Here is a 24,946-nt window from a genome sequence, read left to right as displayed (position 1 = left end):
CCAAGGTTAAGATGGCCCTCGCAACCGTCAAAGTTCCATTGAGCCTGCGCCGCTATTCGCGGCTGTATCCGCCGGCGTCCGGCGCGGCCTGGGCGGGCCCGGTCCGCCGGCGCTCCAGACAGGCCAGCATGGCTTCATAGTGGTCGGCCAGCTTCGCGCTGGCGTCGCGCTCGCGGGTGTCCAGGGCTTCAGCGGCGCGGCGGCGCCAGCATTCGGCGCGGCTGCGCAGGGTGTCCTCGTCCATGCGGGGTCCAACGAACGGCCCCGCCTGTTTCATCCCGTCAGCGCCAGCCGGCGTCCCGGGCCCGCGCCTCGGCCGCGGCGTCCAGCGTCTCGCCGGCGACCAGGGCGTCGACCGCGGCCAGCACCGCCGCCGGCGTGTCCGCGCCCGCGGTCCGGATTTCGGAGCCCGAAGGCCGGAACGCCGCCAGGGCCTCGAGGCGCCAGTCTCCCTCGTCGCGGCAGGCCAGGCCGGCCACGCCCGCCCCGCCCGCCTCGAAGGTGCGGCACCAGCGCCCGTCGGCGTCGCGGAAGGTCAGGCCCACGGCCCGCCCCTCGCCGTCCGTCCCGTCCGCCGCCAAGCCGCGGTCCAGCACCCGCACCAGCGCCGCGTCGGCGACGGCGCCGCCGGACCCGACCACAAAACCGTCCTGAGTCCGGTCCTGTCCCAGCCAGCCCACGGTCAGGCCCAGCACGAAACAGGCCGCCGCCGCCCCGCCCCAGACCGGCGCATGGCGCGGCGCGAAGGCCTCGCGCAGGCGGCCCGCCAGCCGCGCCGTCCGTGGTTCGGGCCGGGACGCGCCCGCCACGATCAGGCGCGTCAACTCGGCGTCCCGCGGATCCGGCGCGGCGGGAAAGGCCTCCCGCGCCAGCGTCCGCAGACCGCGCAGCCGCTCCAGCCGCCGCGCCAGGGCCGGATCGCCCGCGGCCGCGGCGTCGATCGCCGCCCCGGCCTCGGGCGTCAGCTCGCCATCGACCCGCCGCATCAGGATTTCGTCGTCGTAAAGGTCGGTCATGCGCTCACTCCCTGCCCGATCAGGGTCTGGATCAGGGTCTGGCGGCCGCGCACGAGGCGGCTGGTCAGGGTGCCGGCGGGCACGCCCAGCACCCGGGCCGCCTCGGCGTAGGACAGGCCGTCGACCAGCACCAGCGCCACGGCCAGCCGCTGGTCTTCCGGCAACCGGCGCAGGGCCTCGCGCACCGCCAGGGCGTCGGCGCGCAGCCCTTCGTCCGCCTGCCCGACGTCGGCGACGTTCGGCGTCATGGCGTCCTCGGGCGAGATCACCCGCCCCCACCGCGTTTTCGACCGTCCCTCATCGATGTGAATCCGTCTCATGATGGTGAACGCCCAACTGTCCAGCCGCGTCCCGGTGCGATAGCCGCCGCGTTTGGCCAGCGCCCGCTCGACGGTGGCCTGCACGAGATCCTGGGCGTCGGCGTCGGAGCGGCAGACGGCGCGCGCGAAGCGACGCAGCCTTGGCAAAAGCGCCACCAGCTCCGTCTGAAACCCGTCCAAGCGCGCACTCCGGTCATGGGGATGAAACGTTCCGCCCCCGACGTTTCATCCATTGTCGGGCCCGGGCCAATGGCCTTTGATGAATTGTCCGAACGGAGCCGCCCGTGTCGATACGCATTCTCCTGGCCGCCGCCCTTGCGGGACTGGTCCTGGCCGCCGCCGCCCCGGCGTGGGCGCAGATCGGCCTGCCCGGCGGCGTTCCCGGCCTGCCCAGCCTGCCGGGCCAGTTGCCGGACCGTCTGCCGGTCGATCCCGGCCGGCTTCAGAACGGCCTGCGCGACCGCATCGACGGAGCCCTCCAGGCCCCGTCGCGGCTGCGCGACCTGATCCGGCGCTCGGACGGCGCGCTGGAGGCCGATCCGTACGGCTGGCCGGTGGCGCGAGCCGAGATCGTGGGCGTCGATCCGTCGCCGGCCGGTCGCCGGATCGCGCTGGACGCCGGCTTCACCATCGTGCGCGAAACGCGTCTCGACGGACTCGAGCTCGCGGTCGTCGTCCTGGCCCCGCCTCCCGGCCTGTCGCTGCGCGGGGCCGTCGAACGCCTGCGCGAGCTCGATCCCGACGGGATCTGGGAGTTCAACCACGTCTACAGCCCGGCCGGGGCGCTGACCGGGGAGGCCGGGCCGCCGCCTCCGGCTTCGGGCGCGCCCGCGTCTCCGCCCCGGGCCGGAGCGATCCGGGTGGGGCTGATCGACACCGGCGTCAACGCCGGCCACCCGGCCCTGGCGGGCGTGGCGGTCCGCCAGCGCGGCTTCGCCGGCCCCGACCGGCCCGGCGCCCACGGCACGGCGGTGGCCTCGCTGCTGTCCGGGCGGTCCGGAGGGTTTTCGGGCGCGGCCCCCGGCGCCGCCCTGTTCGTCGCCGACGTCTATGGCGGATCGCCGGCGGGCGGTTCCTCGACGGGGGTGGCGCAGGCCCTGGCCTGGATGGTCCAGAGCGACGTGCCGGTGGTCAACGTCAGCCTCGTCGGCCCGCGCAACGCCCTGGTCGAGGCCGCGGTCCGGCGGGCGACCGGACGCGGGGTGCTGATCGTCGCGGCCGTCGGCAATGACGGCCCCGCCGCCGCGCCGCTCTATCCGGCCAGCTATCCCGGCGTGGTCGGCGTGACCGCCGTCAACGCCCGGGGCCGGGTCCTGCCCGAAGCCGCCCGGGGACCCCAGGTCGACTTCTCCGCCCCCGGCGCCGACATGGCCGCCGCCGGCCCGGGTCCGGGCTATGTGTCGGTGCGCGGGGCCTCGTTCGCGGCGCCGCTGGTGGCCGGTCTGCTGGCGCGCCGGCGCGCAAGGGGCGGCGATGCGGTTCAGGCCCTTGCGGCCGAGGCGCGCGACATGGGCGCCCGGGGCCCGGACCCGGTCTACGGCCGCGGCCTCGTCGCCGCCGATCTGCGCGTCGATCCCGCCGCCGTGGGCGCCCGGGGGCGACTTTCGCGCTGATTTTCCGCCCTGATTTCACAGGGGCCGGATGAATCGCCGGACCCCGGTCGTTGGACCCTGCGAGGGCGGCTTTCCGCCCGGCTCACTGCAGGAGAGACGACATGCGCAAGACCCTGATGCTCATGACCACGGCGGCCTTCACCATGGCCCTGGCCGGCGCCGCGAACGCCCAGGTGCTCGGCGGTTCCGGAGGACTCGGAGGCGGACTGGGGGGCGGACTGGGCGGCGGCCTCGGCGGCGTCGGCGGTCAGGTCGGCGGCAACCTCACCGGCGGCCTCACGGGTTCGGTGGACGGTTCCTTCGCCCGCGACCGCCTGAACGACACCACCGCCCGGGCCGACCGCCTGCGGGACCGCGCCGAACGGCGCGCCGCCGCCGCCCGTAATCGCGCCTCGGCCACGGCCGACGCGGCGCGCGGCGCGGCCGGTTCGGTCGCCGCGAACGCCTACGGCTCCGGCCAGGGGGCCGTGGACGGCGCGGTCGGCTCGACGTCCGGATCGCTGACGGGGGCTCTGGACGGCGCGGCCTCCGCAGGCGGCGGCTCGATCGCGGGCGCCGCCTCGGGTTCGGCCGACGGCTCCGCCCGTTCGGGCCGCGCGCCCGGCGAGCAACCCCGCCAGAACCGCCGCCGCCGCGTGGACGCCGACGCGTCAGCCAATGGCTCGGCCTCGGCGAACCGCAACAGCGGCGCCTCGGTCAGCGCCGGCGCCGGCGCATCGGCCGGCGTCCGCCGCGACTGACGGCCGCTCCCTGACTTCGCCAGCCCCGCCGGCCCGGCCGGCGGGGCTTTTCCTTGCCCATCTGCGACTGCGAGTGAGATTGACTTGCAACTACGGACATGGTGGAGGACGGCCCCTGTTCCTCCAACGCCCGGGTGCGCCTTGTCCTTTCGTCTGCTTCTGTCGGTCTCGCTCCTTTCCCTGACCGCCGCCGCCCCCGCCCTCGCCCAGCAGGCAGAGCCCGCCGCGACGCTCGACGAGGTGATCGTCACCGCCGCCCGCACCCGACTGCCGCGCTCGGCCATGCCCGTCACGGTCGAGCTCATCGGCGAGGCGGAGATCGCGCAACAGACGGCGCTCGGCTCCTCGGCCGTCGAAACCGTGGCCACCCTGATCCCGTCCTTCTCGCCCACCCGCCAGAAGCTGTCCGGCGCCGGCGAAACCCTGCGCGGCCGCTCGCCCCTGTTCCTCGTCGACGGCGTGCCCCAGTCGACGCCGCTGCGCGACGACAGCCGCGACGGCTTCACCATCGATCCCTTCTTCATCGACCGGGTCGAGGTCATCTTCGGCTCCAACGCCATCCAGGGCGTCGGCGCCACGGGCGGGGTGGTCAACTATGTCACCGCCGCGCCGCCGGCCGAGGGCGCCGGCCCGTCCGGCCGTGTCCAGGCCCTGACCACCTTCGACGACAGCGTGTTCGGCGACAGCGTCGGCGGCAAGCTGGCCGGCATCGTCGGCCAGGATTTCGGCCGCTTCGACCTCACCGCCGGCGCGGCGTACGAGGCCCGGGGCGCCTACTATGACGGCGCCGACCGCCGCGTCGGCGTCGACGGCACCCAGGGCGAGCTGCAGGACAGCGTCAGCTGGTCCCTGTTCGCCAAGGCCGGGTTCGACCTGACCGCGGATCGCCGGCTCGAGTTGATGGTCAATCATTTCGAACTGGAAGGCGACGGCGACTACGTCGTCCGCGCCGGCAATCGCGCGACCGGCCTGCCCACCAGCTCGGTGCGCGGCGCCGCGCCCGGCGTCCAGCCGTCGAACGACGTCAGCTCCGCCGCCCTCAGCTACACCGACACGAACGTCCTCGGCGGCACGCTGCGCGCCCAGCTCTACGCCCACGACTATGCGGGCGTGTTCGGCGGCGGGACCTTCGGCACCTTCCAGGACGCGTCCATCGCCCCGGTCGGAACCCTGTTCGACCAGTCGGCCAACAATTCCGAGAAGCTCGGCTTCAAGCTGGACTGGCAGGGCGACGTCGCCCCCCTGCCCGGCCTCAGCGCCCTGGTCGGGGTCGACGCCCTGCGCGACACCACCTGGCAGGGTCTGATCCTGACCGGCCGCGACTGGGTGCCCGAGACCCGCTACGAAAGCCTCGCCCCCTTCATTCAGCTGAACCAGCGCCTGTTCGACGGCCGTCTGAACCTGTCCGGCGGGCTGCGCTACGAGAGCGTCACCCTGATCGTCGACGACTTCCGGACCCTGGCCTCGTACAACGGCGGACAGCAGGTCGACGGCGGCGAGCCCGGCTTCGAGGAACTGCTGTCCAACGTCGGCGCGACCTTCGAGGTGATCCCGGGACTCAAGGCCTACGGCTCCTACGCCCAGGGCTTCAGCATGGCCGACGTCGGCCGCGTCCTGCGCGGCATCGACGACCCCGGCCAGGACGTCGACACCTTCCTCGACATCTCGCCGGTCATCACCGACAATTACGAGATCGGCCTCGAGTTCCGGCGCGGCGCCTTCGAAGCCTCCGTCGCCGCCTTCCGCTCCGAAACCGACAAGGGCTCCCGGCTGGATCTGGTCAACGGCGTCTTCGAGGTGGCCCGCGAGGCCACCGAGATCGAAGGCATTGAAGCCAGCGCCCGCTATTCCGTCAGCGACACGCTCCGCCTCGGCGGGGCCTGGGCCAGCCTCGAAGGCCGCAGCGACACCAACGACGACGGCGAGGTCGACCGCGATCTGGACGGCGCCAACATCTCGCCGGATCGCCTGATCCTGTGGGCCGAGAGCGACCTGACCGACGCCCTGTCCCTGCGGGTCCAGGCCGGCCGGTATTTCGAACGCGAATTCGAGGGCCAGCCCGCCGCGAACGACTTCGAAGGCTACGACCTGATCGACGCCATCGCGGTCTGGCGCGCGGGCTTCGGCGACGTCAGCCTCGGCGTCCAGAACCTGCTGGACGAGGACTACATCTCCTACAATTCCGACACCACGCGCCCCGCCGACAATCTGGCCTATTTCGCCGGCCGCGGCCGGACGGTGACGCTCGGCGTGACCCGCCGGTTCTGAGCATGATGGGGGTCCTGCGCACGATCCACGCCTGGGCCGGGGCGATCCTGTCGCTCCTGCTCATCGTGCTCGGGCTGACGGGCTCGCTGCTGGTGTTCGAGAACGACTGGATCGCCCTCAAACACCCCGAGGCGCGGGCCGGCTTCGCCGCCGATCCAGCCGTTCTCGGCGCCGCCGCCGAACGGCTCGAGGCCGATCATCCGGACCTGCGCACCGTCGACTTCGGCGGGCCACAGCTGGGGACCCACAAACTCTATCTGGCGAAGAAGGACTTCGGCATCGCCGCCCCCGACGGCGCCACCCTCGACCGCTGGACCGGCCCGGCCCGGGTCGAGGCCTTCGTCTTCGACCTGCATCATCATCTGCTGGCCGGCGAAACCGGCGAGATCGTCGGCGGCGTCGCGGCCCTGGCCGCGGTGCTGCTGGTCCTGACCGGCCTGGTGGTCTGGGTCCCCGCCTGGCGCGCCACCCGCCTGCGCATCTGGCCCAGGTCGGCCCGTCGCGCCGACCTGGTCTCCAGCCACCGCAACCTCGGCCTGACTGCCGCCGTGCCCATCCTGATCTTCTGCCTGACCGGCGCCGGCATGGTGTTCAACGACCAGGCCCGGGCCCTGCTGGCCCCGAACGCGCCCGAACCGCCGCCGCCGCCCGTGGTCGGGACGGGCGACATCGACTGGCCCGCCGCCCTCGCCGCCGCCCAGGCCCGCTTCCCCGACGCGACCCTGCGCATGGCCGGCTGGCCCGCGGGTCCCGGCAAGCCCGCCTCGATCCGCCTCAAACAGCCCGGCGAATGGCACCCCAACGGCCGCACTGCCGTCCTGATCGACCCGGCGACCAGCGGCGTGGTCCGCGTCACGAACGCCCAGGCCCTGACCCGCGGCGAACGCGCCCTCCACGCCATCTACCCCGTTCACGCGGGCGCGGTCGGGGGCTGGCTCTACGAATGGGTGACGGTGCTGTCCGGACTGGCCCTCGCCGCCCTCGGCTTCGTCGGGACCTGGTCCTTCCTGATCAAGCCGCGCCGGAAGGCGCGGTTTGCAGGGTCACCGGCGCCTTTTGAGGTTCGATGAGCCGTCCGTTTTGGAGGACCACCACCCGATCGGCCGCGGCGATGGTCTCAGGACGATGCGCGACAACGATGCGCGTAATAGTCTGAGCCTTGAGCGCGTCGTTGATCGATCGCTCACGTGCGATGTCCAGATGCGACGTCGCCTCGTCGAGAATCAGAATTTTTGGACGCCGATAAAGCGCGCGCGCCAGCAAAATCCGCTGCTTTTGTCCTCCAGATAAGGAGGATCCCATATCGCCAACGAAGGTCTCCGCTCGCATCGGCATTGCACGCACCTCCTCGTCGATCGACGCCATGGCGAGGCATTTCCATGCCCAATCCATGTCGACGTCTTCCGCGAAGAAGGCGACATTTTCTGCGATGGAGCCGGAGATCAACTCGTCGTCCTGCATGACTACGCCGAGGTTGCGGCGGACTGTCCGGGGCCCCCAGGCCGAGAGTGGAAGTCCATCAATCCTCACCTCGCCGGCGACAGATGGATAAAGGCCACACAGAACCTTGATCAATGTGGATTTTCCCCCGCCCGACGGGCCGACCACTGCGATGAACTCGCCCGGCTCGACACGGAGGTTGACGCCCTGGAAAACGACGGGCTCCTGCGGAGCGTACTGGAAGGCGAGATTCCGCAACTCGATTGCACCCTCCATCTGCAGCAGACCGACGCCGGCGTCGTCGATCCCCTTCTCGACCGACGTAAGTGCGATATCGGCGATACGATCCGAATGCAGATCCAGCATCCGCCAGTTGATGAAGGTCTCGAACAGTCCTTGCACGCGGCTGGTGAACTGACCTTTGTAGGCCATGAACGCGTAAAGCACTCCCACCGTCATGGTATTGTCGATGACCGCGGCGGCGCCGAGATAGATTAGGGCGACATTGGCGACCGCGTCGGTAACGCCTTGGACCGACGAGAAGCCGATGTTGGCGAAAGCGTTCCTCTGACCTGTGCGGATGGTCTCGGCGAAGCGATTGGACCAGTCGCCCTCCCGCTGGCTTTCAGCACCCATCACCTTGATGGTTTGAATGGCGCGTATCGTCTCGATCCGCTTGCCCTGCTCGGCGATCGAGGCCACCAGCGCATCACCGGCGAGCTGGATTGTCAGCGGGATCGAGACCAGTCTGATGACCACATAGGCCACGACGCCGGCGGCGGCGACCAACGCCAGTTTCCAGGCGAAGACGATCATCATGACAAGCGTTACGACGGCGAGCAGACCGTCGATCAGAGAGCTGACGAGACCGTTGGCGAAGAGGGCGCGGACAGGCTCGATGCTCTCGAAACGTGACAAGGTGTCCGCGAGCCGCCGTCGTTGGAACCAGGGTAAAGGCAGCCGCAGCATGTGGTGGAACAGCCGACCGGTCATGTCCCAGCCGAGCAAGGCCGACATCTTTTGCAGCGCCACCCCGCGCAAAGCCGTGGCGCCGACATTGAACAACCCGAAGAGGCCGAAACCCAGAGCCAGGGCGACGAGTAATCCTTCGTCGCCCTTCAGCGCCGCTTCGTCGATGGCGAGCTGCATGTAGAAGGGACTTGCAACCACATAAGCTTGAAGCAAGAGGCTGAGGATCAGGACCTGGGCCAAGCCGCCGACGATCACCGGGGTCATCTGGAACAAGCTGGTTAACTTGAGTGGCGAGCGGTCCTTGCGGCGTTGGAAGGCCGGCGCCCGCGAGAGTTCCAACGCGATCCCGGTGAACCGCTGGCTGACCTCCTTGATTGGCAGACGGCGAACGCCGTTTGCGGGATCCTGAATCGTTACATGGGTGCGAGTCGCCTTGATCAGCACAACGAAGTGATTGAGGCCCCAATGCAGGATCGACGGACTTGCAAGCTCGCGGAGCTCTTCAAGCTCACACTTGAGCGGTCGAGACGTCATTTGCATCGCCGAGGCGATGATCATGATCTGGTCCAACGTCAGGCCCCTGTTGGAAACCGGATGTTTGCGCCGAAGTTCAGACAGCTCCCGCTGCGCGCCCAGCATGCCCGATGCTATCGCCAGGCACGCCAGGCCGCACTCAGCCGCCTCGGTCTGTCGAATGGACTTGACGTGCATGCCGATCAGGACCCGGAACGGCGACGAGCGGCGATGATCGGGTCGAACAGCCACTCCCACAGCGATCGATCATCCAGGATCAAATCGGCCGACAAGCGAATTCCAGGAGATAGCCGCCATACTTTTCCGTAGCCATCCACGGTTGGCGACTCGAGATTGACCAGCACCCGGTAGAGGGCTTCCTTGGTCTCTATTGGCACAGTCAGATCAGCCGGGTCGACGGGCGCGCCAGCAATGGAGGCGACCGTGCCTCGGCCGACACCGAACTTCTGATACGGGAAGGCATCGTACATCAACCTCACCGGTTCACCGGACCGCAGGAACCCCGCCGCGCGGGATGGCACCCACAGCTCGGCTTGAAGCACCTCGCCGTGGGGGAGGATAATCGCAAGCACTCGACCGGCTTCGACCGTCGCTCCGGGACGCACAGAAATGGCGACGATCCTGCCCGATTTGGCGGCCGTCAGGACGATCGCTCGTTCGGATAGACGCTGCGCTTGTCTCTGCTCAAATTGCGCTTGGGCCAAATCGACCTGCGCCGCGGACCCAGCGGCCTGTGCTGTTAACCGCCCCTCCTCAGCCCTCGCCTGGCAACGAAGCGTGATTGCGCCGCATCTCCCGTTCAATAGAGGCTACACCTTGGCGGGCGGCTATCAGTGCCTCCTCGCGTTGGCGTAGTTGCAGGGTAGAGAAGAGCTGTCGCTCATGCAGGGCGCGGCCTGCGGCCAGGGTCTCCTCAGCCAACCGGACACGTTCCTGCTGGAGCGCGACACTCTGGGCCAGCTGAGCCTGGTCCTCCTCCAGGCCGGCCCGCCGGGCTCGGAGATCCTCCAGCATGCGAGCATTCACTTCGACTTGCGCGCGCGCCTGCCCGGCGATAGCGGCGGATTCCCGGTCGGAGCTCGCCCCGATCAGATTCGAGAGGGAACTCGAAATTCCCTTTCCGTCCGTCACGGCCCGGTCGGTAGACATCACCAGGACCGGATCACCGACCTGCACAACCTGCCCTTCAGTTACGTGGACTTGGGTTACTACACCGGTGGTCAGCGCAGTTACGCGAGCGGCGCCGGCGCTGGGTTGCAGGACCCCTACGACAGTCTCCTTGCGCGTATAGCGGCCCATAGCGAGGAAGATCGCGACTGTCAGAAACAGCACCAGAAGGAAGCCAGTCAGACCCCAACCCGTGACTCCCATCGGACGTACAGGGGTACCGTATCGGCTGGCCGCCGCGCTTATGGCTTCCTGACGATAGAGTTGGTGATCGACGGGGTCGTCCCCGGCAATATCCGTCGGTGGCGGAGGCTCACTCATCGAACAGATTTTGCTCCACTCCAGCCACCGGACCAGCGCCGGTGCGGGACGATTACAATCCGGCGCCGATGCACGCTATCGGGCCGGGGTCGGCGAGGGAAATGCATGATTTGGAAGCGGGCGCTCGTCCCAGCGCTCGCGTCGCACCTTCAACCAGGAAGACGCATTGACCGTCCGAAACCGATGGCGGAGTGGAGGCGGCCCAAATCTCGCAGCATCAACGGACTGGGCCGCAGCAAAAGAATGACCTGCGGACCTGCACGTCAACCGTTTGTCAACAACCCGAACACGGCGCCGCCACCGCCGATTGCGGCCGCTATTATTATAATGGTCCACAAACCGGACCGAGGCACAATCCACTTACGGCCCATCAGTAAAAGCCCACCTTGGGCGAGGAATAGCCAGGATGTCAGCGACGAAAACGCATGGGCATCCCGGCCGGATTCCGCGCCGAGTGCGGCCACAACACCCAGAACAACTATAGAAAATGAAATGAACAGGTTCGAAACGTAGGTGAGCCATATAAGTTGGTCGGCTCGCAAAAACCCGGGGAATTTACCCATCACGCATGACCCGCTGTTGCGCCGCAGAAGTCCGGAACATCACCTTGCGTAAGGGCGTTAATCAGGTCGCCCGCAGCGTTTGCCGCCGCTCCGGTTCCGAGCAGAATTCCGGCCAGTTGGCCGAGAGGCGCATAAGAAAGCCTGAGAGCAATATCATCGCCGAATAGAGTAGCGATCGTTCCCAAAATGGCCCCGTTGCTCAACACCCCACGCGCTGCCAGCGCGACAAGTCCGCCGCCGCCCAGAAATACGCTGGCTGCGGTCAGAATGTTCATCACCTCATCAACGCCGTCGCCATCAGAACCGTAAAGCAGCACGCCATCCAATACCTCAGATGCTTGAGCAAGCCCGCACAAAGCCTGCTTTACCTCGGTTGCAACATCGCTCCAATCGATTGGGACGAATCCTCCCTCACCGATTTCAGCGTCGGCGCCTCCCAAGCCATTACCCCCCCTCGCCTCCCGACCCGGTGCCGCCGGACCACATGCCGAGGTTGGCATAGACGACGACGGTGCCGAGGTCAGTTGATTCTTCTCCCCCTGAAACCACTCGCAGTTCAGCTGGTGTTAGTGCGCGCATTTAGACCCCCCAGAACCATAGATTGTACTTCAGAAGATGGCGAGACGCAACCGCTCCCGCGGACCGAAAATCGGCGCCGCCGGGCGCCACGGAGTGGCGACCTACTCATCCCACGCTGTTGATTTTCGCGCAGGCCGATAATGTTTCAAAACGCGAGGACATTTCCGCTGAAGATTCAGCCCTGCTGCAGACTCTTGTGGTGCATCATAGCCGCCATGGAGATGTCCACACCAAACCGCAGGCTCGCGAAGCCATAGAAAGCTTCCTGTCACGTCAGGTGACGCTCCGCTGATCCCGAGGCGCTTGGTTGAACAATAATTACCCTCTGTATCCTGATGCTCTCGAATCGGCACAGCGGCGCTCAAACCGCATACTGAAGCGATGTAAATTCTTGTTTTTCTTTCAGATATATTGAGACTTCAGAGCAGGACGTAGGGATAGTCTGATCGAGACCAGCCCTCCCGCCCCTCAGGGCGATTGTCGTGATGTACCCCGAAGTGCTGTCCCTACGCCGGCTTGACCGGCGCCGCGCCCTTCACCGTCTCCCCGAACACCCGCCCGAAACTGGCCCTCAGCGCCTCGTCCGCCTCGTCCAGCGTCGCGGGAACGCCCAGATCGACCAGGCTGGTGACGCCGTGCTCATGGATGCCGCACGGCACGATGCCGCTGAAATGGCTGAGGTCCGGCTCCACGTTCAGGCTGATGCCGTGGAAGCTGACCCATTTGCGCACCTTGACGCCGATGGCGGCGATCTTGTCCTCTCTCCCCCCGCCCCCGGGGGGAGTGTTGGCGAAGCCGACGAGGGGGGCGCGCGACCAGCCCGGGCCCTTGCGTTCGACCCAGACGCCGACGCGGCCCTCGCGCACGTCCGCCGGCACGCCGAACTCGCCGAGGGCGCCGATGATCCACTGCTCCAGCCCGCGCACGAAGGCGCGCACGTCCTTGCCGCGCGCGTTCAGGTCCAGCATCACATAGGCCACCCGCTGGCCGGGCCCGTGATAGGTGAACTGCCCGCCCCGCCCGGTCCGGTGCACCGGGAACCGTGTCGCGTCCAGCAGGTCGTCGTCCTTCGACGACACCCCCGCGGTGTAGAGCGGCGGATGCTCCAGCAGCCAGACCAGCTCGGCCGCCTCGCCCGCCGCGATGGCCGCCGCGCGCGCCTCCATGGCCGCCACCGCCGCTTCGTAGCCGACGAGACCCTCCGAGACGGCCCATTCGACCGGGCGGCCATCGGCGCGGGCCAGTTTCGATGCGGCTGAGCTTAAGGCTTGGGAAAGCATGACGCACCCAATGTGGGGGTCAGGAGCGCCATGCAAGTCCAGACCGCGCCGTCAGAGTCAGTAGCCGAGTCCCCCATGAGTCAGATCGAAGCCGTCGAAGTCGAGATTTCGGTCGTCCTGGGGCGCTCCGTGCTGCCCATGAGCCAGCTTCTCCGCATGGGCCGCGGGGCGGTGATCCCGCTCGACGCCTCGGAGTCCGACGAGGTCTGGATTCTCGCCAACAATCATCCCGTCGCCCGCGGCGAGATCGAGATCCGCGAAGACCGCATCGCCATCACCGTGACCCGGGCGGCGGATGTGTATGACTTCATGGCGGGGGCGGCCTGAGGCGAATGGCCTGATCTCCAAAGTGCAGGATCGCCCAGGTCTCTGATGAGCCATTCCGGCCTGTTGCCTGCTGCCTGTTCCCTACTGCCTTCTTCCCCCTTCCCTTCCTTCCATCTCTCCGCTATCAGCCCCCCTCCGATGCGAGCGGTCGTGGCGGAATTGGTAGACGCGCAGCGTTGAGGTCGCTGTTCCCTAACCGGAGTGGAAGTTCGAGTCTTCTCGACCGCACCATCGAAACAACAGGGCGAATTTCGGCTGGAATTGAGCTGACATAAACAGGGGAGGCCGAGCGTGATCACCACCGCAACAGCCCCCCTGTCGCCTTCTCCCGACGACGACATCGACCACGACGCCCTCGACGAGGACTACGTCCTGACGGCGTCCTTCGTCGAAAAGGTCGTCGACGCCTCCGACGCGGGCGACGGCCTCAAGCTCCGCTCCCTGCTGGAAGACCTGCACCCGGCCGACGTGGCCGACCTGATGGGGTTCCTCACGGCCGAACACCGCGCGGTCGTGGTGCTGTGGCTGCCGCCGGACCTGCTGGCGGAAACCCTGCCCGAGCTGGACGACAACATCCGCGAGGAGGTGCTGGAACGCGTCCCGCACCTGACCCTGGCCGAGGCGCTGCAGGAGCTGGACTCCGACGACGCCGCCGCCGTGGTCGAGGATCTTGAGGACGACCAGCGCGAGCGGGTGCTGGCCGCCATGCCCGAGATCGATCGCGCCGCGATCGAAAGCTCGCTGCGCTACGCCGAGGATTCCGCCGGCCGCCTGATGCAGCGCGAGGTCATGGCCGCGCCGTCGTTCTGGAACGTCGGCGACACCATCGACCACATCCGCAAACAGGGCGAGGACCTGCCCGAGCTGTTCTTCGACATCTACATCGTCGACCCGTCGAACAAGCCGGTCGGCGGCCTGCCGGTCAGCGGCCTGCTGCGCGCGCCCCGCGCGGTGGCCCTGACCGACATCATGGAGCCGATCAACGAGATCACGGTCGACCAGGACCAGGAAGAGGTCGCCTACATCTTCGAGAAATACCACCTGATCTCGGCCCCGGTCATCGACGCGGCGGGCCGGCTGGTGGGCCAGATCACCGTCGATGACATCGTCAACATCATCCAGGAAGAGAACCGCGAGGACATCCTGCGCCTGGCCGGGGTCAGCGACGAGGACCGGGGTTCGTCGGTCGCCGAAATCGTCCGCGGCCGGGTGCCGTGGCTGGCCATCAACCTGGCCACGGCCGTGCTCAGCGCCGTGGTGATTTCGTGGTTCAGGGTGACGGTCGAAGAGATCGTGGCGCTGGTCATTCTGCTGCCGATCGTCTCGGCCATTGGCGGCAACGCCGGCACCCAGTCCATGACCGTCACCGTTCGGGCGTTGGCCACCCGCGAGCTGAACAGTTCCAACGCCCCCCGCACCTTCCGCCGCGAGTTCGTGGTCGGGCTTGCCAACGGCCTGGTGCTGGCCCCGCTGATCGGGGTCGCGGCGGGCCTCTGGTTCAGGGACTGGCAGATCGGCGCGGTGATCGCCGCGGCGATGGTGCTGAACCTTCTGGTTGCGGCGACGGTGGGCATGCTGACGCCCCTGACCCTGTCCCGGCTGAAGTTCGACCCGGCCGTGTCCTCGGCCGTGTTCGTGACGGCGACGACCGACTTCTTCGGATTCCTGATCTTCCTTGGTCTCGCCACGCTTGTGTTGATCTGATCGGCCCATCCCTTGCTGGCTCTCCCAATGGGCGAGCCAGCCCGTCTCGATTTGGGTCAATCCGTGTCCGAAGCGACCACGCCACGTCTGAAGGTCTCCCGCGAGGGGGTCGTCCTCATCAAGAGCTTCGAGGGCTTCCGTCCCCATGCGGTGCGTGGCGAGGACGGCCGCTGGGTCATCGGCTACGGCCACACCGCCTCGGCCCGCGAGGGTCTGGGCGTCGGCGAACAGGATGCGGAACTGCTGCTGCAGTACGACCTGCTGCCGGTGGTGCGGACCCTGAACGAGCGCGCGCCCGCCGGACTGAATCAGCACCAGTTCGACGCCCTGGCCAGTTTCGCCATCTCGGTCGGGGTCGAGCGTTTCCTCGCCTCCGACGTCCTGCAACGGCTGAACGAAGGCCGCGCCGGCCTGGCGGCCGACGCCCTGATCGGGTGGCCGGAAACGCCCTCGCCCGACTCCCGTCTGCGCCGCCGCGCGGCCGAACGCGCCCTGTTCGTCGCCGATCCGGGCTCGGCCGTCACCCTGGCCGACCTTCTGGCCGCCCCGTTGCCGCCGCCGATTGAGCCGGTCGAACCGGCCGAGCCGGAAGCCGACCCGTTCGACGCCCGCGCCGCCGCGGTCGCCGCCCTGCTCGGCGAAACGCCCGGACCCGGACCCGACCCCGAGGCGACGCCCGTCGCGCCCGCCGATCCGGCCGCGCCGGGACAGAATGCACCGGCCGCCCCCGCCGCCGCCACACCGCCTGCGGCCTTCAACGCGGCGCACCTGAGCCGGTACTCGCCCTATGCGGCGGCCATCGTCGGCCCCCTGCCCGGTTTCGAGCCCGTCTCGCCCCAGGCCGACACGTCCGACACCGCGCCCGTCGAGGCCGACGCGCCTGACGCCCCGACTATCGACGTCGCCCGGCTCGACGCCCCGGAAGCGGCCTCCCCGGTTCAGCCCGTTGCCGAACCCCTCGATCTGACGCCCGTGACTCCGCTGGTGTCGGCGCCTCCCGCGATTTCGCCCTTTCCGGACATGGACCAGCCTCTGGTCCTGACGCCCCTGACCGAGGCCGACATGGTTTCGATCGAGCGCCCGGTCTGGCCCGAGGAAGCGCGCGAGGTCCCCTCGGACGTCGAGGAGAACGTCCTGTTCGAGGACGAGCCGATCCAGTCCGTGTTGCGGCACGAGGTTGAGCCGGCGCCCCTGCGCCGGTTCGACTGGAGCGAGACCGGCGCATACTTGGCCATGGGCGGCGTCGGCCTGATCGCCTGCGCCGCTTCTGCGGCCTCTTTCCGTAAGGCGATGATTGACGATTCCTTTATTGGGGATTTCACCGTGATAGGCTGGGTACTGGCCATCATCGGCGTCATCTGCGTCGGGCTTTCGTCATGGAAGCTCTATGTACGTTGGGGCCGACCCGACTGACTTTCCGGCGGCGGCCCGCGGTGCTACGCCCGCCCTCATGAGCATTCCCAACGCCCCCCAATCGATGGATTTCGGCCTCGGCGAGAACGCCGACATGATCCGCGAGACCACCGCCCGCTGGGCGACCGACCGTCTGGCCCCGCTGGCCGCCGAAATCGACGAGAAGAACGAGTTCCGCCGCGAGCTGTGGCCCGAGATGGGCGCGCTGGGCCTGCATGGCGTCACCGTCGAGGAAGAGTACGGCGGTCTCGGCCTCGGCTACCTCGAACACGTCGTGGCGATGGAGGAGGTCTCCCGCGCCTCGGCCTCGATCGGCCTCAGCTACGGCGCCCACTCCAACCTGTGCGTCAACCAGATCCGCCGCTGGGGCACGGACGCGCAGAAGCGCAAATATCTGCCCAGACTGATCTCGGGCGAGCACGTCGGTTCGCTGGCCATGTCCGAGGCCGGCTCGGGGTCCGACGTCATGTCGATGCGGACCCAGGCCCGCAAGGACGGTGACCGCTACGTCCTGAACGGGACCAAATTCTGGATCACCAACGCACCGTCGGCCGACACCCTGGTGGTCTACGCCCGCACCGGCGAGGGCAACGGCGGCGTCACCGCCTTCCTGATCGAGCGCGGCATGAAGGGTTTCAGCGTCTCGAAGAAGCTGGACAAGATGGGCATGCGCGGCTCGGACACCGCCGAGCTGGTGTTCGAGGACTGCGAGGTTCCGGAAGAGAACGTCATGGGCCCCGTCGGCGGCGGCGCCGGCGTGCTGATGAGCGGCCTGGACTATGAGCGAGCGGTGCTGGCGGCGGGTCCGCTGGGGATCATGCAGGCGGCGCTGGACGTGGTCCTGCCCTACGTCCGCGAGCGCAAGCAGTTCGGCAAGGCCATCGGCAGCTTCCAGCTGATGCAGGCCAAGGTCGCCGACATGTACGTCGCCCTCAACTCGGCCCGGACCTATGTCTACGCCGTGGCTCGCGCCTGCGACGCCGGCAAGACGACCCGATACGACGCGGCGGGCGCCATCCTGCTGGCCAGCGAGAACGCCGTGAAGGTCAGCCTCGAGGCCGTCCAGGCCCTGGGCGGCGCCGGCTATACCAAGGAATGGCCCGTCGAGCGGCTGGTCCGCGACGCCAAGCTGTACGACATCGGCGCGGGCACGAACGAGATCCGGCGGTTCCTGATCGGGCGCGAGTTGTTGGGTGGATAGGACGCTCACGGGCTTCGGACTGTTCCTGACCGGGGCTCTGGCGCTGGTGGTCTGCATACTATGGGCCCGACGGCTGAACCGCGCGCTTCACCGGCGCAACAAAACGCCCGGAACGTCGTTCGAGCCGAACCTTGACCCGGACGATCGCTTCCAATTTTACCAGATCTGGTGGCGGTTGTTGATCGCTCGCCTGCCTGGGGATCGGCCGAGGTTGCGGCGAGAGGTCATGGGCTTCCGCTGTCTGCAACTGGCGGCCATTATCACTCTGATCGGCGCGTTTGCGATCATGCCGGCTGCCTGAAGCCCCTACTCCGCTTTCGCCTCAGCCGGGCAGTCGCCCAGCCGTTCGGCGTTCATCACCATGGTGACCTCGGCCATCTCCGGGCTCGGCGGAGGCGTCATCCGGCTCTTCACCTCCATGGTGTAGTTGCGGGTGAAGTCGCCGGAGACCCGGGTGTCCGTCTCCGTGCGCATGCCGTCAGCCGAGGTGCAGACCATATGGCCGACCATGGCGTCGCCCTCGCGGCGGAAGGACTGCTGCTCGCAGGTCATGCCCGGGGACTCCGGCGCGCCCTGGGGCGTCTCGAACTTCGCCTCGCGGATGCAGGTTTCGACCGCCGGCGCCTCCATGCCGGCCGGCATCCCGCTCATCCGGGTCGTGACGCGCCACAGGCCGGGCGTGGGCCCGGCGGGCATGCCGGCGGCGGCGTTCCCCGCCGTGTCGTTCGCCTTTCCGGCCGGCGAAGCGTCGCCGCCCTGCCCGCAGGCCGCCAGCGAGAGGGCGGCGAGCCCGGAAACCAGACTGATTATGCGCATAGTCTTCCTCCACCCAAGCCTGGCTTCTAGCACGTTTCGCGACATGGCTGAATGCGGCGGACGATCGGGAACCGGGCGGACCGAATGATAGTTTGTTGGGACGCAAAGGAGCCTCCCATGCCCGCCAAATCCGCCGCCCAGCAGAAAGCCGCCGGAGCCGCCCTGTCGGCCAAGCGCGGCGACACGCCGAAATCCGAACTGAAGGGCGCCTCGAAGTCGATGCTGTCGATGACCGAGAAGCAGCTCGAGGAATTCGCCCACACCAAACGCAAGGGCAAACCCGAGCACGTGAAGCACTGACGTATCCCGAGACGAGCGTCCGGTTGACCGCGCACGCCCGCCTCGCCAGCGTCGCCGGATGAGCCTGACCGAAACCTCGACCGGCCGGCCGCGCGCCTTTTCCGACGTGCTGGAAATCCTCGCCGCGCGGCGAGCCGAAAGGCTGTGTCTGGGCGAGGTCGTCGAGGCCTATGGGGAGCGGGCCTTCGGGCCCGTGATGTTCTTCTTCGCCCTGATCAACCTGCTGCCGTGGCCGCCTGGCGGCACGACCCTGACCGGCGCGCCGCTGCTGCTGCTGTCGGCCGAGCTCGCCTGGGGCCGGGACCGTCTCTGGATTCCGCGCTGGGCCGAAGGCCTGTCGATCCACCGCGAGACCTTCCGGCGGCTGATCGGGCGGTTCATGCGGCCGCTGCGCCGGGTCGAGGCGGTGTCCCGGCCGCGGCTGTATGTCCTGAGCGGCGGGTTCGGCCAGGGTCTGATCGGTCTGGCCTGCCTGTTCCTGTCGGCCGTGCTGGTGCTGCCGGTCTTCGGCGGCAATCTGATCCCGGCCGTCGCCATCGCCTTCTTCTCGCTGGGCGTCATGCAGCGCGACGGGCTGGCGGTCCTGCTGGGATGGCTGACGACGGCCGTCGCTGTCGCCATCCTGTTCCTGGCCTGGACGCTGATCGTGGCCGGGTTCCGGCACGGGATCGACGCGGTCCAGCGCCTGATCTGAGCGCGGGGCCGCTCAAGGATTGACGTTTGTTAAGTGGCGCGCGGCTATGGTCGCGCCTAGATCGGATCATCACCCCCGGACGCCGCCGATGCCCGACTACGACTATCAGAGCGACACCCGGCCCTTCTCGCAGGTGCTGCAGGACATCGGCGTCAAGGACGATCCCAAACTGTATCTGGGCGAGCTGGTGAACGCCTTCGGGGAACGGGCCTTCGGGGCCCTGATGCTGTTCTTCGGCCTGATGAACATCGCCATCGGCATCATTCCGGGGACCACCACCATCCTTGGCGCGCCGCTGTTGCTGATGGGCCTGCAGCTGATGGTCCGCCAGGACCAGCTGTGGCTGCCGCGCTGGGCGCTGCGTCGGTCGATCGAACGTGAGACCTACCGACACGGGCTGGAGAAGGTGCTTCCCCGACTGAAAATGATGGAACGCCTGTCCAGACCCCGCCTGTCGATCATGACCAGCGAAGTGTCCGAGGTGTTGATCGGCGTCGCCACCTTCATTCTGGCCTTCATCCTCATACTGCCGATCTGGGGCGGCAATCTGATCCCGGCCCTGATCATCTCGACCTTCGGCTTCGGCCTGATGCAGCGCGATGGTCTGGCCGTCGTCATCGCCTGGAGCGCCGTGGGCCTGATCTGCGTGGTCGGCCTCGTCGTCTGGCTCGCCTGGACCTGGGTCTCGCCCTATCTCCTGCCGGTCTGGCATTGGGCGCAGGGTCTGCTGCCCCAGACCTGGGCGTGGTTCACCGGCCTGTTCTGAACGACGAAACGCCGGAGAGGTCTCCCCCTCCGGCGCTTGTTCGAACCTGAAACAGTCAGCTGCGGAACAGCGACAGCACCAGTTGCGGCGTCTGATTGGCGATGCCCAGAGCCTGAACCCCCAGCTGCTGCTTCGTCTGCAGGGCCTGGAGCTTGGCGCTTTCCTTCGCCAGATCGGCGTCGACCAGATTGCCCACTCCCGCCTCCAGCGCGTCCGACAGCTTACCGACGAACGTCAGGTGGGTCGAGAGCGCCTTCGACTTGGTGCCCAGCCGCGCGAGCGAGGCCGAGACCTTGTCGATGGAGGTGGTGACGGCCGTAAGCGAGGCCGCCGCCTTGGTCAGGGTGTCGATCGACTGCGTGGTCGCGATCGTCACATTCGCGCCGCCCAGAGCCAGGACTTCCGCGCCAACCGTCAGGCTGGACGTGCCCGTCACATTGGCCAGGGCCTGGAACCCCGTCGCTCCCGTCTTCAGCAGGTTGACCCCGTTGAATTCGGCATTGCCGGTGACCGTGGCGATCTGGTCGCGAAGGGCCTTGAAATCCTCGTTCAGAGCCGCGCGCGCCGACGTCTTGAGTGACGCATCCGTCGCCGCGAGTGCCTTCTCCTTCAGTTGGAGCAAGAGGTCGGAGACCGTCTCGCCCGCCGCCAGGGCCACATCGACCGCGGCGATGCCACGATCGAGCGACTGTTTGACCGCGCTCAGCGCCCCGATATCGGCGCGTTGCCCCTGGGCTATGGCCCAGATGGCTCCGTTGTCCTTGGCGCTCGACACAGACTTTCCGGTGTTGATCCGGTTCTGCGTGATCGACAGGGCGGCGTTGGTCGCGTTCAGGTTCTGGAGCGCGACTTGCGCGCCCGTGTTCGTGTTGACCGACATAACCATCGGCTGTCCTTCCATTCTGGTCGGGTGAAGAACGGCCTTCTGGCCGTCGAACCAGTTCTGGTTCGCGCACGTCCACGCAAGGACCGGGCCGGGGTGTCGGCCGATTACACATCAACGATTTCAGAGGCTTGCCGATGAAGACGCAGCGACCCGGCAGGTCTGACCGGCCGGCCGCGTCAGGTCTTGCCTACCCGGCCGGAGTCAGGCGGCCTGGGCGCTTCCGGGGCCGGCCAGGCCCTGCATGACCATCTTGTTGATGTCGATCAGGGCCTCGAAATCGTCCTCGCCGCGCATGACGGCCGACGAATGACGGCTCACGAACAGGCTGATCGAGATGATCTGGGCCCGCAGGTTCTTGTCCATCGCATTGTCGGGATTGGCGCAATCGGTCGCCAGCGCCGACCACAGCCGGCGGTTCCAGTCGAGGGCGTCGATCCGGGTGGCCAGATCGCTGAAATCCACGGTCGAGGCGTGCATCAGCGCCCGGGTCACCTGGCCGAACAGCCGATACTCCGTTTCACGCGGGTTTTCAGCCCGCGTGGCCGCGGTCTTGTACGCCTGCAGCGACATTCGCCAGCCCTTCCTCGTAATCCACCAGTTTCCGCGCCGCCATCAGGGCCTTGTAGTATTCCCGCGCCATGACGTGGCGCGATGCCGCGACGCAATCGGCCAGCACCTGCGGGTTGCGCGTGGCGCTCATGAACTCCGACAGCCGCAGCGCGAACTCGTCATAGACCCTGGCCGCCGCGGCCTCGTCCAGATACATCATCATGACCGGGAAGTAGACGCGGGTCGCCGGGCTGTTGACGTCCTCGGGCTGGAGAATGTCCTTCTCGCGCAGCACCGAGGCCTTGTTCTGAAGGATCAGGACGCCGCGACGGTCGCCGTTCTGGACCACCGCGCCGTTGAGCACGAATTTCTCGCCGGGTTTGAGCGACAGCTTGAGCGGCATTTGCGGGAGCGTCTCCTGACAGGCTCGCGGCGACGTTAGGAAGCCGGGAACGAACGCAGGCTAAACAGTCGTGGTTAACCATGTCTTGTGACCCCGGGGGCGACTATCGGGGACACCTTCAGGATCGATCCATGTCCGCAGCCGATCTGGCTCCAGAACTCGTCCACGCCCCCCAGCTGGCCGCCCAGGGAATGGTCGGCGATTCCGCCTCCCCCGAGGCCATCCGCAAGCTGTCGCGGCAGCTGGCCAGCCCCAGGCTGGCGGTGAAGGCGCAGCGCAAGGCGCTGGAAAAGCTGAAGGCCGCCCTGATGGCCATCCGCGCCGGCGACTTCGCCCTCGGCGCCCGGCGGGCGCTGGACGCGCTGCAGATCGACGAGACCAGCGGCCTGGCCTGGCACGTCCTGGCCATCTGCCGTGAGAAGTCGGGCGATTTCGGCCAGGCCCTGCTGGCCTATGAGGCGGCGCTGAAGCTGCTGCCCAACGAGACCGACGTGGCCCACGACCTGGGCCGGCTGGCGCAGCAGATGGGCTATCTCGACATCGCCGAGAAGCTTCTGGTCAAATATCTGGCGGCCGATCCCGGCCACGTCGAGGCGACCAACAACCTGGCCTGCGTGCAGCGCGACCAGAAACGCTACGGCGACGCGGTCGAGACGCTGCGCGCCCTGCTGGGGGTCGAGCCCGAATCGCCGGTGCTGTGGAACACCCTCGGCACGGTGCTGAGCGACCAGGGCGACATGGCCACCGCCCTGACCTTCTTCGAGGAGGCGCTGCGGCACGACCCCGCCTTCGCCAAGGCCCGTTACAACCGCGCCAACGCCCGCCAGCCGCTGGGCGACGCCCTCGGCGCCCTGGAGGATCTGGACGCCGCCCTGCCCGGCGCCGAAAGCCCGTACGAGCGGGCCATGATGACCATGGCGCGGGCCATGCTGCTGATGACCCTGGGTCGCATCCCTGAGGGCTTCGATGCCTATGAGGTCCGGCTGGACCCGCATCTGCCCGAGGCCATGCGGGTGGCGGTCGAGGCCCCGCGCTGGGACCCGAAGACCGAAGACATCCGTGGCAAGCGGCTGCTGATCGTGGGCGAACAGGGCATCGCCGACGAAATGGTGTTCGGAACCTGCGTTGGCGACGCCATCGAGGCGGTCGGCCCCGACGGCAAGGTGTTCGTGGCCGTCGAGCCGCGCCTCATCGGCATGTTCGGGCGGGCCTATCCGGACGCAGTCTTCGGGTCGCACCGGGCGGTCAAGCTGGAGGGCCGGATCACCCGCTATGTGCCCTTCGTCGAGGAGATGGAGGACGCCATCGATTGCTGGATTCCCATGGCGTCCCTGCTGGCCCTCTACCGCCCGTCCATCGACCGCTTCCCCGACCGCCGGGGCTATCTGAAGGCGGACCCGGACAAGGTGGCCCACTGGCGCGCCGAGCTGGAGAAGCTGGGCCCGGGGCTGAAGGTCGGCCTGCACTGGAAGAGCCTGGTCCTGACCGGGTCGCGGGCGCGCTATTTCTCCAGCTTCGAACGCTGGCGGCCGGTGCTGGAGACGCCGGGCGCGGTGATGGTCAACCTGCAGTGCGGCGACGTCGCCGACGATCTGGCCGCGGCCGAGGCGGCCGGCGTGTCGATCTGGACCCCGCCGATCAATCTGAAGGACGACCTGGAGGATGTGGCGGCCCTGTCCGTCGCCCTGGACGTGGTGATCGGCCCGGGCATCGCCGGGACCAATCTGGCGGCGGCGGTCGGCGGGACGGCGTGGATGATCACCGCGCCGGACGACTGGCATTTTCTGGCGACGGAAAAATATCCGTTCTATCCGCACGTGCGCTTCTTCCGGCGCGATGGCTTCGACGCCTGGGAGGGCGCGATCGAACGCGTCCGGTCCGCGCTCGACGCGGCGGTCGGGACGGGGAACGCCGGATAGCGGAGCGGCGTTGATCTCCCGAACAGGGAGCGAACCTCATGCCCGAACTCGACGCCTATTCGGACGACCAGGAACAGTCGGAAGTCTATGACGAAACCCACATCGACGATGAGGGCGACGGCGACATCCTGCCCGACGAGGCCGATCCGGTGCTGGACGTCACCCAGGCCGACGGTGACGCCGACGAGGAAGAGTTCGACGAGGACGCCGAAGAGGACCTGGACGAGATCCAGGGCGCCTCTGGCATAGAGGCCGAGGCCGACGCCCTGCTCGGCGTCGATGGCGAGCGGCTGACCGAGATCGATGGCGAGAGCGCCGGCGGCCGGGGCGCGGACGAGGTCGAGCTGGTCTACACCGGCCTGATGCGCAACGTTCGCGGCGCCCAGGCCAGCGCCGCCCACTGGGAGGCGAAGAACCTCTCCGACGACGATATCGCCGACCTGGGCTACGGCCCCGGCGGCGACGAAGACCACCCCGGGAACTGAGGAGGGCCGCATGACCCACAAGCCGGATCACCAGCAGTCCCCTGCCGACGACGCGCCCCACGCCCGCAAGGCGCAGCGGGAAACCGGCAAGCCGGATCAGCTCTGCGAAGAGGAACGCCACGCCGAGGACCGGCAGGAGGCCCTGCTGGACGAGGGGCTCGAGGAGACCTTCCCCGCCAGCGACCCGGTCTCGGCCAAACGGATTACGTGATCCCGTCTCCTCCCTGTCGCCCCAGCGAATGGGAGGGGACCGCCGCGCCCTTGGCGCGGGGGTGGAGGGGCGCCAACCGCACATCCGTGCATCCCCGCGAAGGCGGGGACCCAGGTTTGAGCGACGACGAGACTGGCTGAGCTGACCGGCGCTCGGTCCGGCGGCGGCGGCGGGGCCAAAGCCCGGGTCCCCGCCTTCGCGGGGATGCACGGTGAAGAGCGATCCCGTGCCGCCGCCCGCCAGTATAGTCGGGTTGGCGGGAAAATATCCCGCCTCTTCAACCTCTTCCGCTTTTCCCGAACTGAATCATCAGCACCGGCCGGGGCGGCCCCATACTATTTGCATCCCGTCGCGGGGGAGGGCGTCTGGCGCCAGGGCCATCGCGTGCGGCGGGGTGTGATCGTTGCGGGACGCCGCAGGTCGCCCTCGGGCGGCCGGTGGCGGAACCGGACCGCGCTG

28 protein-coding genes and 1 tRNA gene are annotated in these 24,946 nt (G+C 68.2%); 16 read left to right on the top strand and 13 right to left on the bottom strand.

What is annotated here, in order from left to right; translation table 11 throughout:
- Positions 1-52: 52 nt before the first annotated feature.
- Genes VN378_RS03735 through VN378_RS03725 form a run of 3 tightly spaced genes read right to left on the bottom strand, consistent with a single transcriptional unit; the run spans position 53 to position 1,516 of the window.
- Positions 53-244 carry a hypothetical protein gene (locus tag VN378_RS03735; protein WP_325741103.1) on the bottom strand — a complete coding sequence of 64 codons (192 nt, stop codon included), beginning with the start codon at positions 242-244 and terminating at the stop codon, positions 53-55.
- Between the two features lie 37 nt (positions 245-281).
- A complete protein-coding gene (locus VN378_RS03730; protein WP_325741101.1) occupies positions 282-1,016 on the bottom strand; it encodes a hypothetical protein in 735 nt (244 codons plus the stop codon).
- The gene (locus VN378_RS03725; protein ID WP_325741099.1) at positions 1,013-1,516 is read right to left on the bottom strand and encodes an RNA polymerase sigma factor; all 504 of its coding nucleotides are present in this window, start codon (positions 1,514-1,516) and stop codon (positions 1,013-1,015) included. Before VN378_RS03725 ends, VN378_RS03730 begins: the two co-directional genes overlap by 4 nt.
- A gap of 104 nt (positions 1,517-1,620) precedes the next feature.
- Here VN378_RS03725 and VN378_RS03720 point away from each other — a divergent pair, with 104 nt between their 5' ends.
- The 4 genes from VN378_RS03720 (at position 1,621) to VN378_RS03705 (ending at position 7,027) form a co-directional block, all read left to right on the top strand.
- Entirely contained in the window at positions 1,621-2,949 is a 1,329-nt protein-coding gene (locus tag VN378_RS03720) for a S8 family serine peptidase (RefSeq protein ID WP_325741097.1), read from the top strand.
- Positions 2,950-3,050: 101 nt separating this feature from the next.
- Positions 3,051-3,689: a hypothetical protein gene (locus VN378_RS03715; protein ID WP_325741095.1), complete on the top strand. Its 639-nt coding sequence runs from the start codon at positions 3,051-3,053 to the stop codon at positions 3,687-3,689.
- Positions 3,690-3,830: 141 nt separating this feature from the next.
- Complete coding sequence (locus tag VN378_RS03710; RefSeq protein WP_325741093.1) at positions 3,831-5,957, top strand: TonB-dependent receptor; 2,127 nt, start codon at positions 3,831-3,833, stop codon at positions 5,955-5,957.
- Between the two features lie 2 nt (positions 5,958-5,959).
- A complete protein-coding gene (locus tag VN378_RS03705; protein WP_325741091.1) occupies positions 5,960-7,027 on the top strand; it encodes a PepSY-associated TM helix domain-containing protein in 1,068 nt (355 codons plus the stop codon).
- Here VN378_RS03705 and VN378_RS03700 read toward each other — a convergent pair.
- From VN378_RS03700 to lipB, 6 genes are all read right to left on the bottom strand, one after another.
- Entirely contained in the window at positions 6,969-9,080 is a 2,112-nt protein-coding gene (locus VN378_RS03700; RefSeq protein ID WP_325741090.1) for a peptidase domain-containing ABC transporter, read from the bottom strand. The two genes, VN378_RS03705 and VN378_RS03700, sit on opposite strands and share 59 nt — an antisense overlap.
- A gap of 5 nt (positions 9,081-9,085) precedes the next feature.
- Complete coding sequence (locus tag VN378_RS03695; RefSeq protein WP_325741088.1) at positions 9,086-9,607, bottom strand: HlyD family efflux transporter periplasmic adaptor subunit; 522 nt, start codon at positions 9,605-9,607, stop codon at positions 9,086-9,088.
- Between the two features lie 49 nt (positions 9,608-9,656).
- Positions 9,657-10,391, bottom strand: coding sequence for a biotin/lipoyl-binding protein (locus VN378_RS03690; protein ID WP_325741086.1), 735 nt, complete (start codon positions 10,389-10,391; stop codon positions 9,657-9,659).
- 263 nt (positions 10,392-10,654) lie between these two features.
- On the bottom strand, positions 10,655-10,954 hold the full coding sequence (locus VN378_RS03685) for a hypothetical protein (protein WP_325741085.1): 300 nt from the start codon (positions 10,952-10,954) through the stop codon (positions 10,655-10,657).
- Positions 10,954-11,394 carry a hypothetical protein gene (locus VN378_RS03680; RefSeq protein ID WP_325741084.1) on the bottom strand — a complete coding sequence of 147 codons (441 nt, stop codon included), beginning with the start codon at positions 11,392-11,394 and terminating at the stop codon, positions 10,954-10,956. The genes VN378_RS03685 and VN378_RS03680 overlap by 1 nt, the downstream gene beginning before the upstream one ends.
- A 645-nt stretch (positions 11,395-12,039) precedes the next feature.
- Positions 12,040-12,813, bottom strand: a complete 774-nt coding sequence (gene lipB / locus VN378_RS03675) for a lipoyl(octanoyl) transferase LipB (protein ID WP_325741082.1) — start codon at positions 12,811-12,813, stop codon at positions 12,040-12,042.
- 75 nt (positions 12,814-12,888) lie between these two features.
- Here lipB and VN378_RS03670 point away from each other — a divergent pair, with 75 nt between their 5' ends.
- The 6 genes from VN378_RS03670 to VN378_RS03645 all read left to right on the top strand — a co-directional run bounded on the left by VN378_RS03670 (position 12,889) and on the right by VN378_RS03645 (position 17,759).
- A complete protein-coding gene (locus VN378_RS03670; protein ID WP_056620845.1) occupies positions 12,889-13,140 on the top strand; it encodes a FliM/FliN family flagellar motor switch protein in 252 nt (83 codons plus the stop codon).
- 144 nt (positions 13,141-13,284) lie between these two features.
- Positions 13,285-13,371 (top strand) — tRNA-Leu (locus VN378_RS03665).
- A 63-nt stretch (positions 13,372-13,434) separates the two neighbouring features.
- The gene (mgtE, locus tag VN378_RS03660; protein ID WP_414642212.1) at positions 13,435-14,844 is read left to right on the top strand and encodes a magnesium transporter; all 1,410 of its coding nucleotides are present in this window, start codon (positions 13,435-13,437) and stop codon (positions 14,842-14,844) included.
- A gap of 63 nt (positions 14,845-14,907) precedes the next feature.
- Positions 14,908-16,257 (top strand): lysozyme, encoded by a 1,350-nt coding sequence (locus VN378_RS03655; protein ID WP_325741075.1) that lies wholly within the window; start codon positions 14,908-14,910, stop codon positions 16,255-16,257.
- A 37-nt stretch (positions 16,258-16,294) separates the two neighbouring features.
- Positions 16,295-17,458 (top strand): isovaleryl-CoA dehydrogenase, encoded by a 1,164-nt coding sequence (locus VN378_RS03650; protein ID WP_325741073.1) that lies wholly within the window; start codon positions 16,295-16,297, stop codon positions 17,456-17,458.
- Positions 17,451-17,759, top strand: coding sequence for a hypothetical protein (locus tag VN378_RS03645; RefSeq protein WP_325741071.1), 309 nt, complete (start codon positions 17,451-17,453; stop codon positions 17,757-17,759). Before VN378_RS03650 ends, VN378_RS03645 begins: the two co-directional genes overlap by 8 nt.
- A 5-nt stretch (positions 17,760-17,764) precedes the next feature.
- Here the strand turns inward: VN378_RS03645 and VN378_RS03640 are convergent, their stop codons facing one another.
- Positions 17,765-18,274 (bottom strand): DUF3617 family protein, encoded by a 510-nt coding sequence (locus VN378_RS03640; RefSeq protein ID WP_325741069.1) that lies wholly within the window; start codon positions 18,272-18,274, stop codon positions 17,765-17,767.
- A 117-nt stretch (positions 18,275-18,391) separates the two neighbouring features.
- Here VN378_RS03640 and VN378_RS03635 point away from each other — a divergent pair, with 117 nt between their 5' ends.
- The 3 genes from VN378_RS03635 to VN378_RS03625 all read left to right on the top strand — a co-directional run bounded on the left by VN378_RS03635 (position 18,392) and on the right by VN378_RS03625 (position 20,034).
- Entirely contained in the window at positions 18,392-18,574 is a 183-nt protein-coding gene (locus tag VN378_RS03635) for a DUF3008 family protein (protein WP_305758585.1), read from the top strand.
- A gap of 58 nt (positions 18,575-18,632) precedes the next feature.
- Positions 18,633-19,268 (top strand): exopolysaccharide biosynthesis protein, encoded by a 636-nt coding sequence (locus VN378_RS03630; RefSeq protein ID WP_325741066.1) that lies wholly within the window; start codon positions 18,633-18,635, stop codon positions 19,266-19,268.
- Positions 19,269-19,356: 88 nt separating this feature from the next.
- Positions 19,357-20,034 carry an exopolysaccharide biosynthesis protein gene (locus VN378_RS03625; RefSeq protein ID WP_325741064.1) on the top strand — a complete coding sequence of 226 codons (678 nt, stop codon included), beginning with the start codon at positions 19,357-19,359 and terminating at the stop codon, positions 20,032-20,034.
- Between the two features lie 55 nt (positions 20,035-20,089).
- Here the strand turns inward: VN378_RS03625 and VN378_RS03620 are convergent, their stop codons facing one another.
- The 3 genes from VN378_RS03620 to flbT form a co-directional block, all read right to left on the bottom strand.
- Positions 20,090-20,920, bottom strand: coding sequence for a flagellin (locus VN378_RS03620; protein ID WP_325741062.1), 831 nt, complete (start codon positions 20,918-20,920; stop codon positions 20,090-20,092).
- A 201-nt stretch (positions 20,921-21,121) separates the two neighbouring features.
- Positions 21,122-21,490, bottom strand: a complete 369-nt coding sequence (gene flaF, locus VN378_RS03615; RefSeq protein ID WP_325741061.1) for a flagellar biosynthesis regulator FlaF — start codon at positions 21,488-21,490, stop codon at positions 21,122-21,124.
- On the bottom strand, positions 21,450-21,872 hold the full coding sequence (flbT, locus tag VN378_RS03610) for a flagellar biosynthesis repressor FlbT (protein ID WP_325741059.1): 423 nt from the start codon (positions 21,870-21,872) through the stop codon (positions 21,450-21,452). Before flbT ends, flaF begins: the two co-directional genes overlap by 41 nt.
- Before the next feature lie 131 nt (positions 21,873-22,003).
- Between flbT and VN378_RS03605 the strand changes: the two genes are divergently transcribed.
- The 3 genes from VN378_RS03605 to VN378_RS03595 are packed head-to-tail and all read left to right on the top strand — an operon-like array spanning position 22,004 to position 24,487.
- On the top strand, positions 22,004-23,791 hold the full coding sequence (locus tag VN378_RS03605; RefSeq protein WP_325741056.1) for a tetratricopeptide repeat protein: 1,788 nt from the start codon (positions 22,004-22,006) through the stop codon (positions 23,789-23,791).
- A gap of 38 nt (positions 23,792-23,829) precedes the next feature.
- The gene (locus tag VN378_RS03600) at positions 23,830-24,276 is read left to right on the top strand and encodes a hypothetical protein (protein ID WP_325741054.1); all 447 of its coding nucleotides are present in this window, start codon (positions 23,830-23,832) and stop codon (positions 24,274-24,276) included.
- A 10-nt stretch (positions 24,277-24,286) separates the two neighbouring features.
- Positions 24,287-24,487, top strand: a complete 201-nt coding sequence (locus tag VN378_RS03595) for a hypothetical protein (protein ID WP_325741052.1) — start codon at positions 24,287-24,289, stop codon at positions 24,485-24,487.
- Positions 24,488-24,946 lie beyond the last annotated feature (459 nt).

Origin of the sequence: Brevundimonas sp. (assembly GCF_035561115.1) — a bacterium.
Classification (GTDB): domain Bacteria; phylum Pseudomonadota; class Alphaproteobacteria; order Caulobacterales; family Caulobacteraceae; genus Brevundimonas.
This window is presented reverse-complemented; position numbering and strand designations above follow the sequence as displayed.

Coding starts and splice junctions, on each gene's coding strand:
- VN378_RS03630 (WP_325741066.1), top strand. CDS start 18,633: ATGAGCCTGACCGAAACCTCGACCGGCCGGCCGCGCGCCTTTTCCGAC.
- VN378_RS03700 (WP_325741090.1), bottom strand. CDS start 9,080: ATGCACGTCAAGTCCATTCGACAGACCGAGGCGGCTGAGTGCGGCCTG.
- VN378_RS03670 (WP_056620845.1), top strand. CDS start 12,889: ATGAGTCAGATCGAAGCCGTCGAAGTCGAGATTTCGGTCGTCCTGGGG.
- VN378_RS03640 (WP_325741069.1), bottom strand. CDS start 18,274: ATGCGCATAATCAGTCTGGTTTCCGGGCTCGCCGCCCTCTCGCTGGCG.
- VN378_RS03735 (WP_325741103.1), bottom strand. CDS start 244: ATGGACGAGGACACCCTGCGCAGCCGCGCCGAATGCTGGCGCCGCCGC.
- VN378_RS03730 (WP_325741101.1), bottom strand. CDS start 1,016: ATGACCGACCTTTACGACGACGAAATCCTGATGCGGCGGGTCGATGGC.
- VN378_RS03620 (WP_325741062.1), bottom strand. CDS start 20,920: ATGGTTATGTCGGTCAACACGAACACGGGCGCGCAAGTCGCGCTCCAG.
- VN378_RS03635 (WP_305758585.1), top strand. CDS start 18,392: ATGCCCGCCAAATCCGCCGCCCAGCAGAAAGCCGCCGGAGCCGCCCTG.
- VN378_RS03600 (WP_325741054.1), top strand. CDS start 23,830: ATGCCCGAACTCGACGCCTATTCGGACGACCAGGAACAGTCGGAAGTC.
- VN378_RS03625 (WP_325741064.1), top strand. CDS start 19,357: ATGCCCGACTACGACTATCAGAGCGACACCCGGCCCTTCTCGCAGGTG.
- flaF (WP_325741061.1), bottom strand. CDS start 21,490: ATGTCGCTGCAGGCGTACAAGACCGCGGCCACGCGGGCTGAAAACCCG.
- VN378_RS03690 (WP_325741086.1), bottom strand. CDS start 10,391: ATGAGTGAGCCTCCGCCACCGACGGATATTGCCGGGGACGACCCCGTC.
- flbT (WP_325741059.1), bottom strand. CDS start 21,872: ATGCCGCTCAAGCTGTCGCTCAAACCCGGCGAGAAATTCGTGCTCAAC.
- VN378_RS03705 (WP_325741091.1), top strand. CDS start 5,960: ATGATGGGGGTCCTGCGCACGATCCACGCCTGGGCCGGGGCGATCCTG.
- lipB (WP_325741082.1), bottom strand. CDS start 12,813: ATGCTTTCCCAAGCCTTAAGCTCAGCCGCATCGAAACTGGCCCGCGCC.
- VN378_RS03605 (WP_325741056.1), top strand. CDS start 22,004: ATGTCCGCAGCCGATCTGGCTCCAGAACTCGTCCACGCCCCCCAGCTG.
- VN378_RS03595 (WP_325741052.1), top strand. CDS start 24,287: ATGACCCACAAGCCGGATCACCAGCAGTCCCCTGCCGACGACGCGCCC.
- VN378_RS03715 (WP_325741095.1), top strand. CDS start 3,051: ATGCGCAAGACCCTGATGCTCATGACCACGGCGGCCTTCACCATGGCC.
- VN378_RS03650 (WP_325741073.1), top strand. CDS start 16,295: ATGAGCATTCCCAACGCCCCCCAATCGATGGATTTCGGCCTCGGCGAG.
- VN378_RS03685 (WP_325741085.1), bottom strand. CDS start 10,954: ATGGGTAAATTCCCCGGGTTTTTGCGAGCCGACCAACTTATATGGCTC.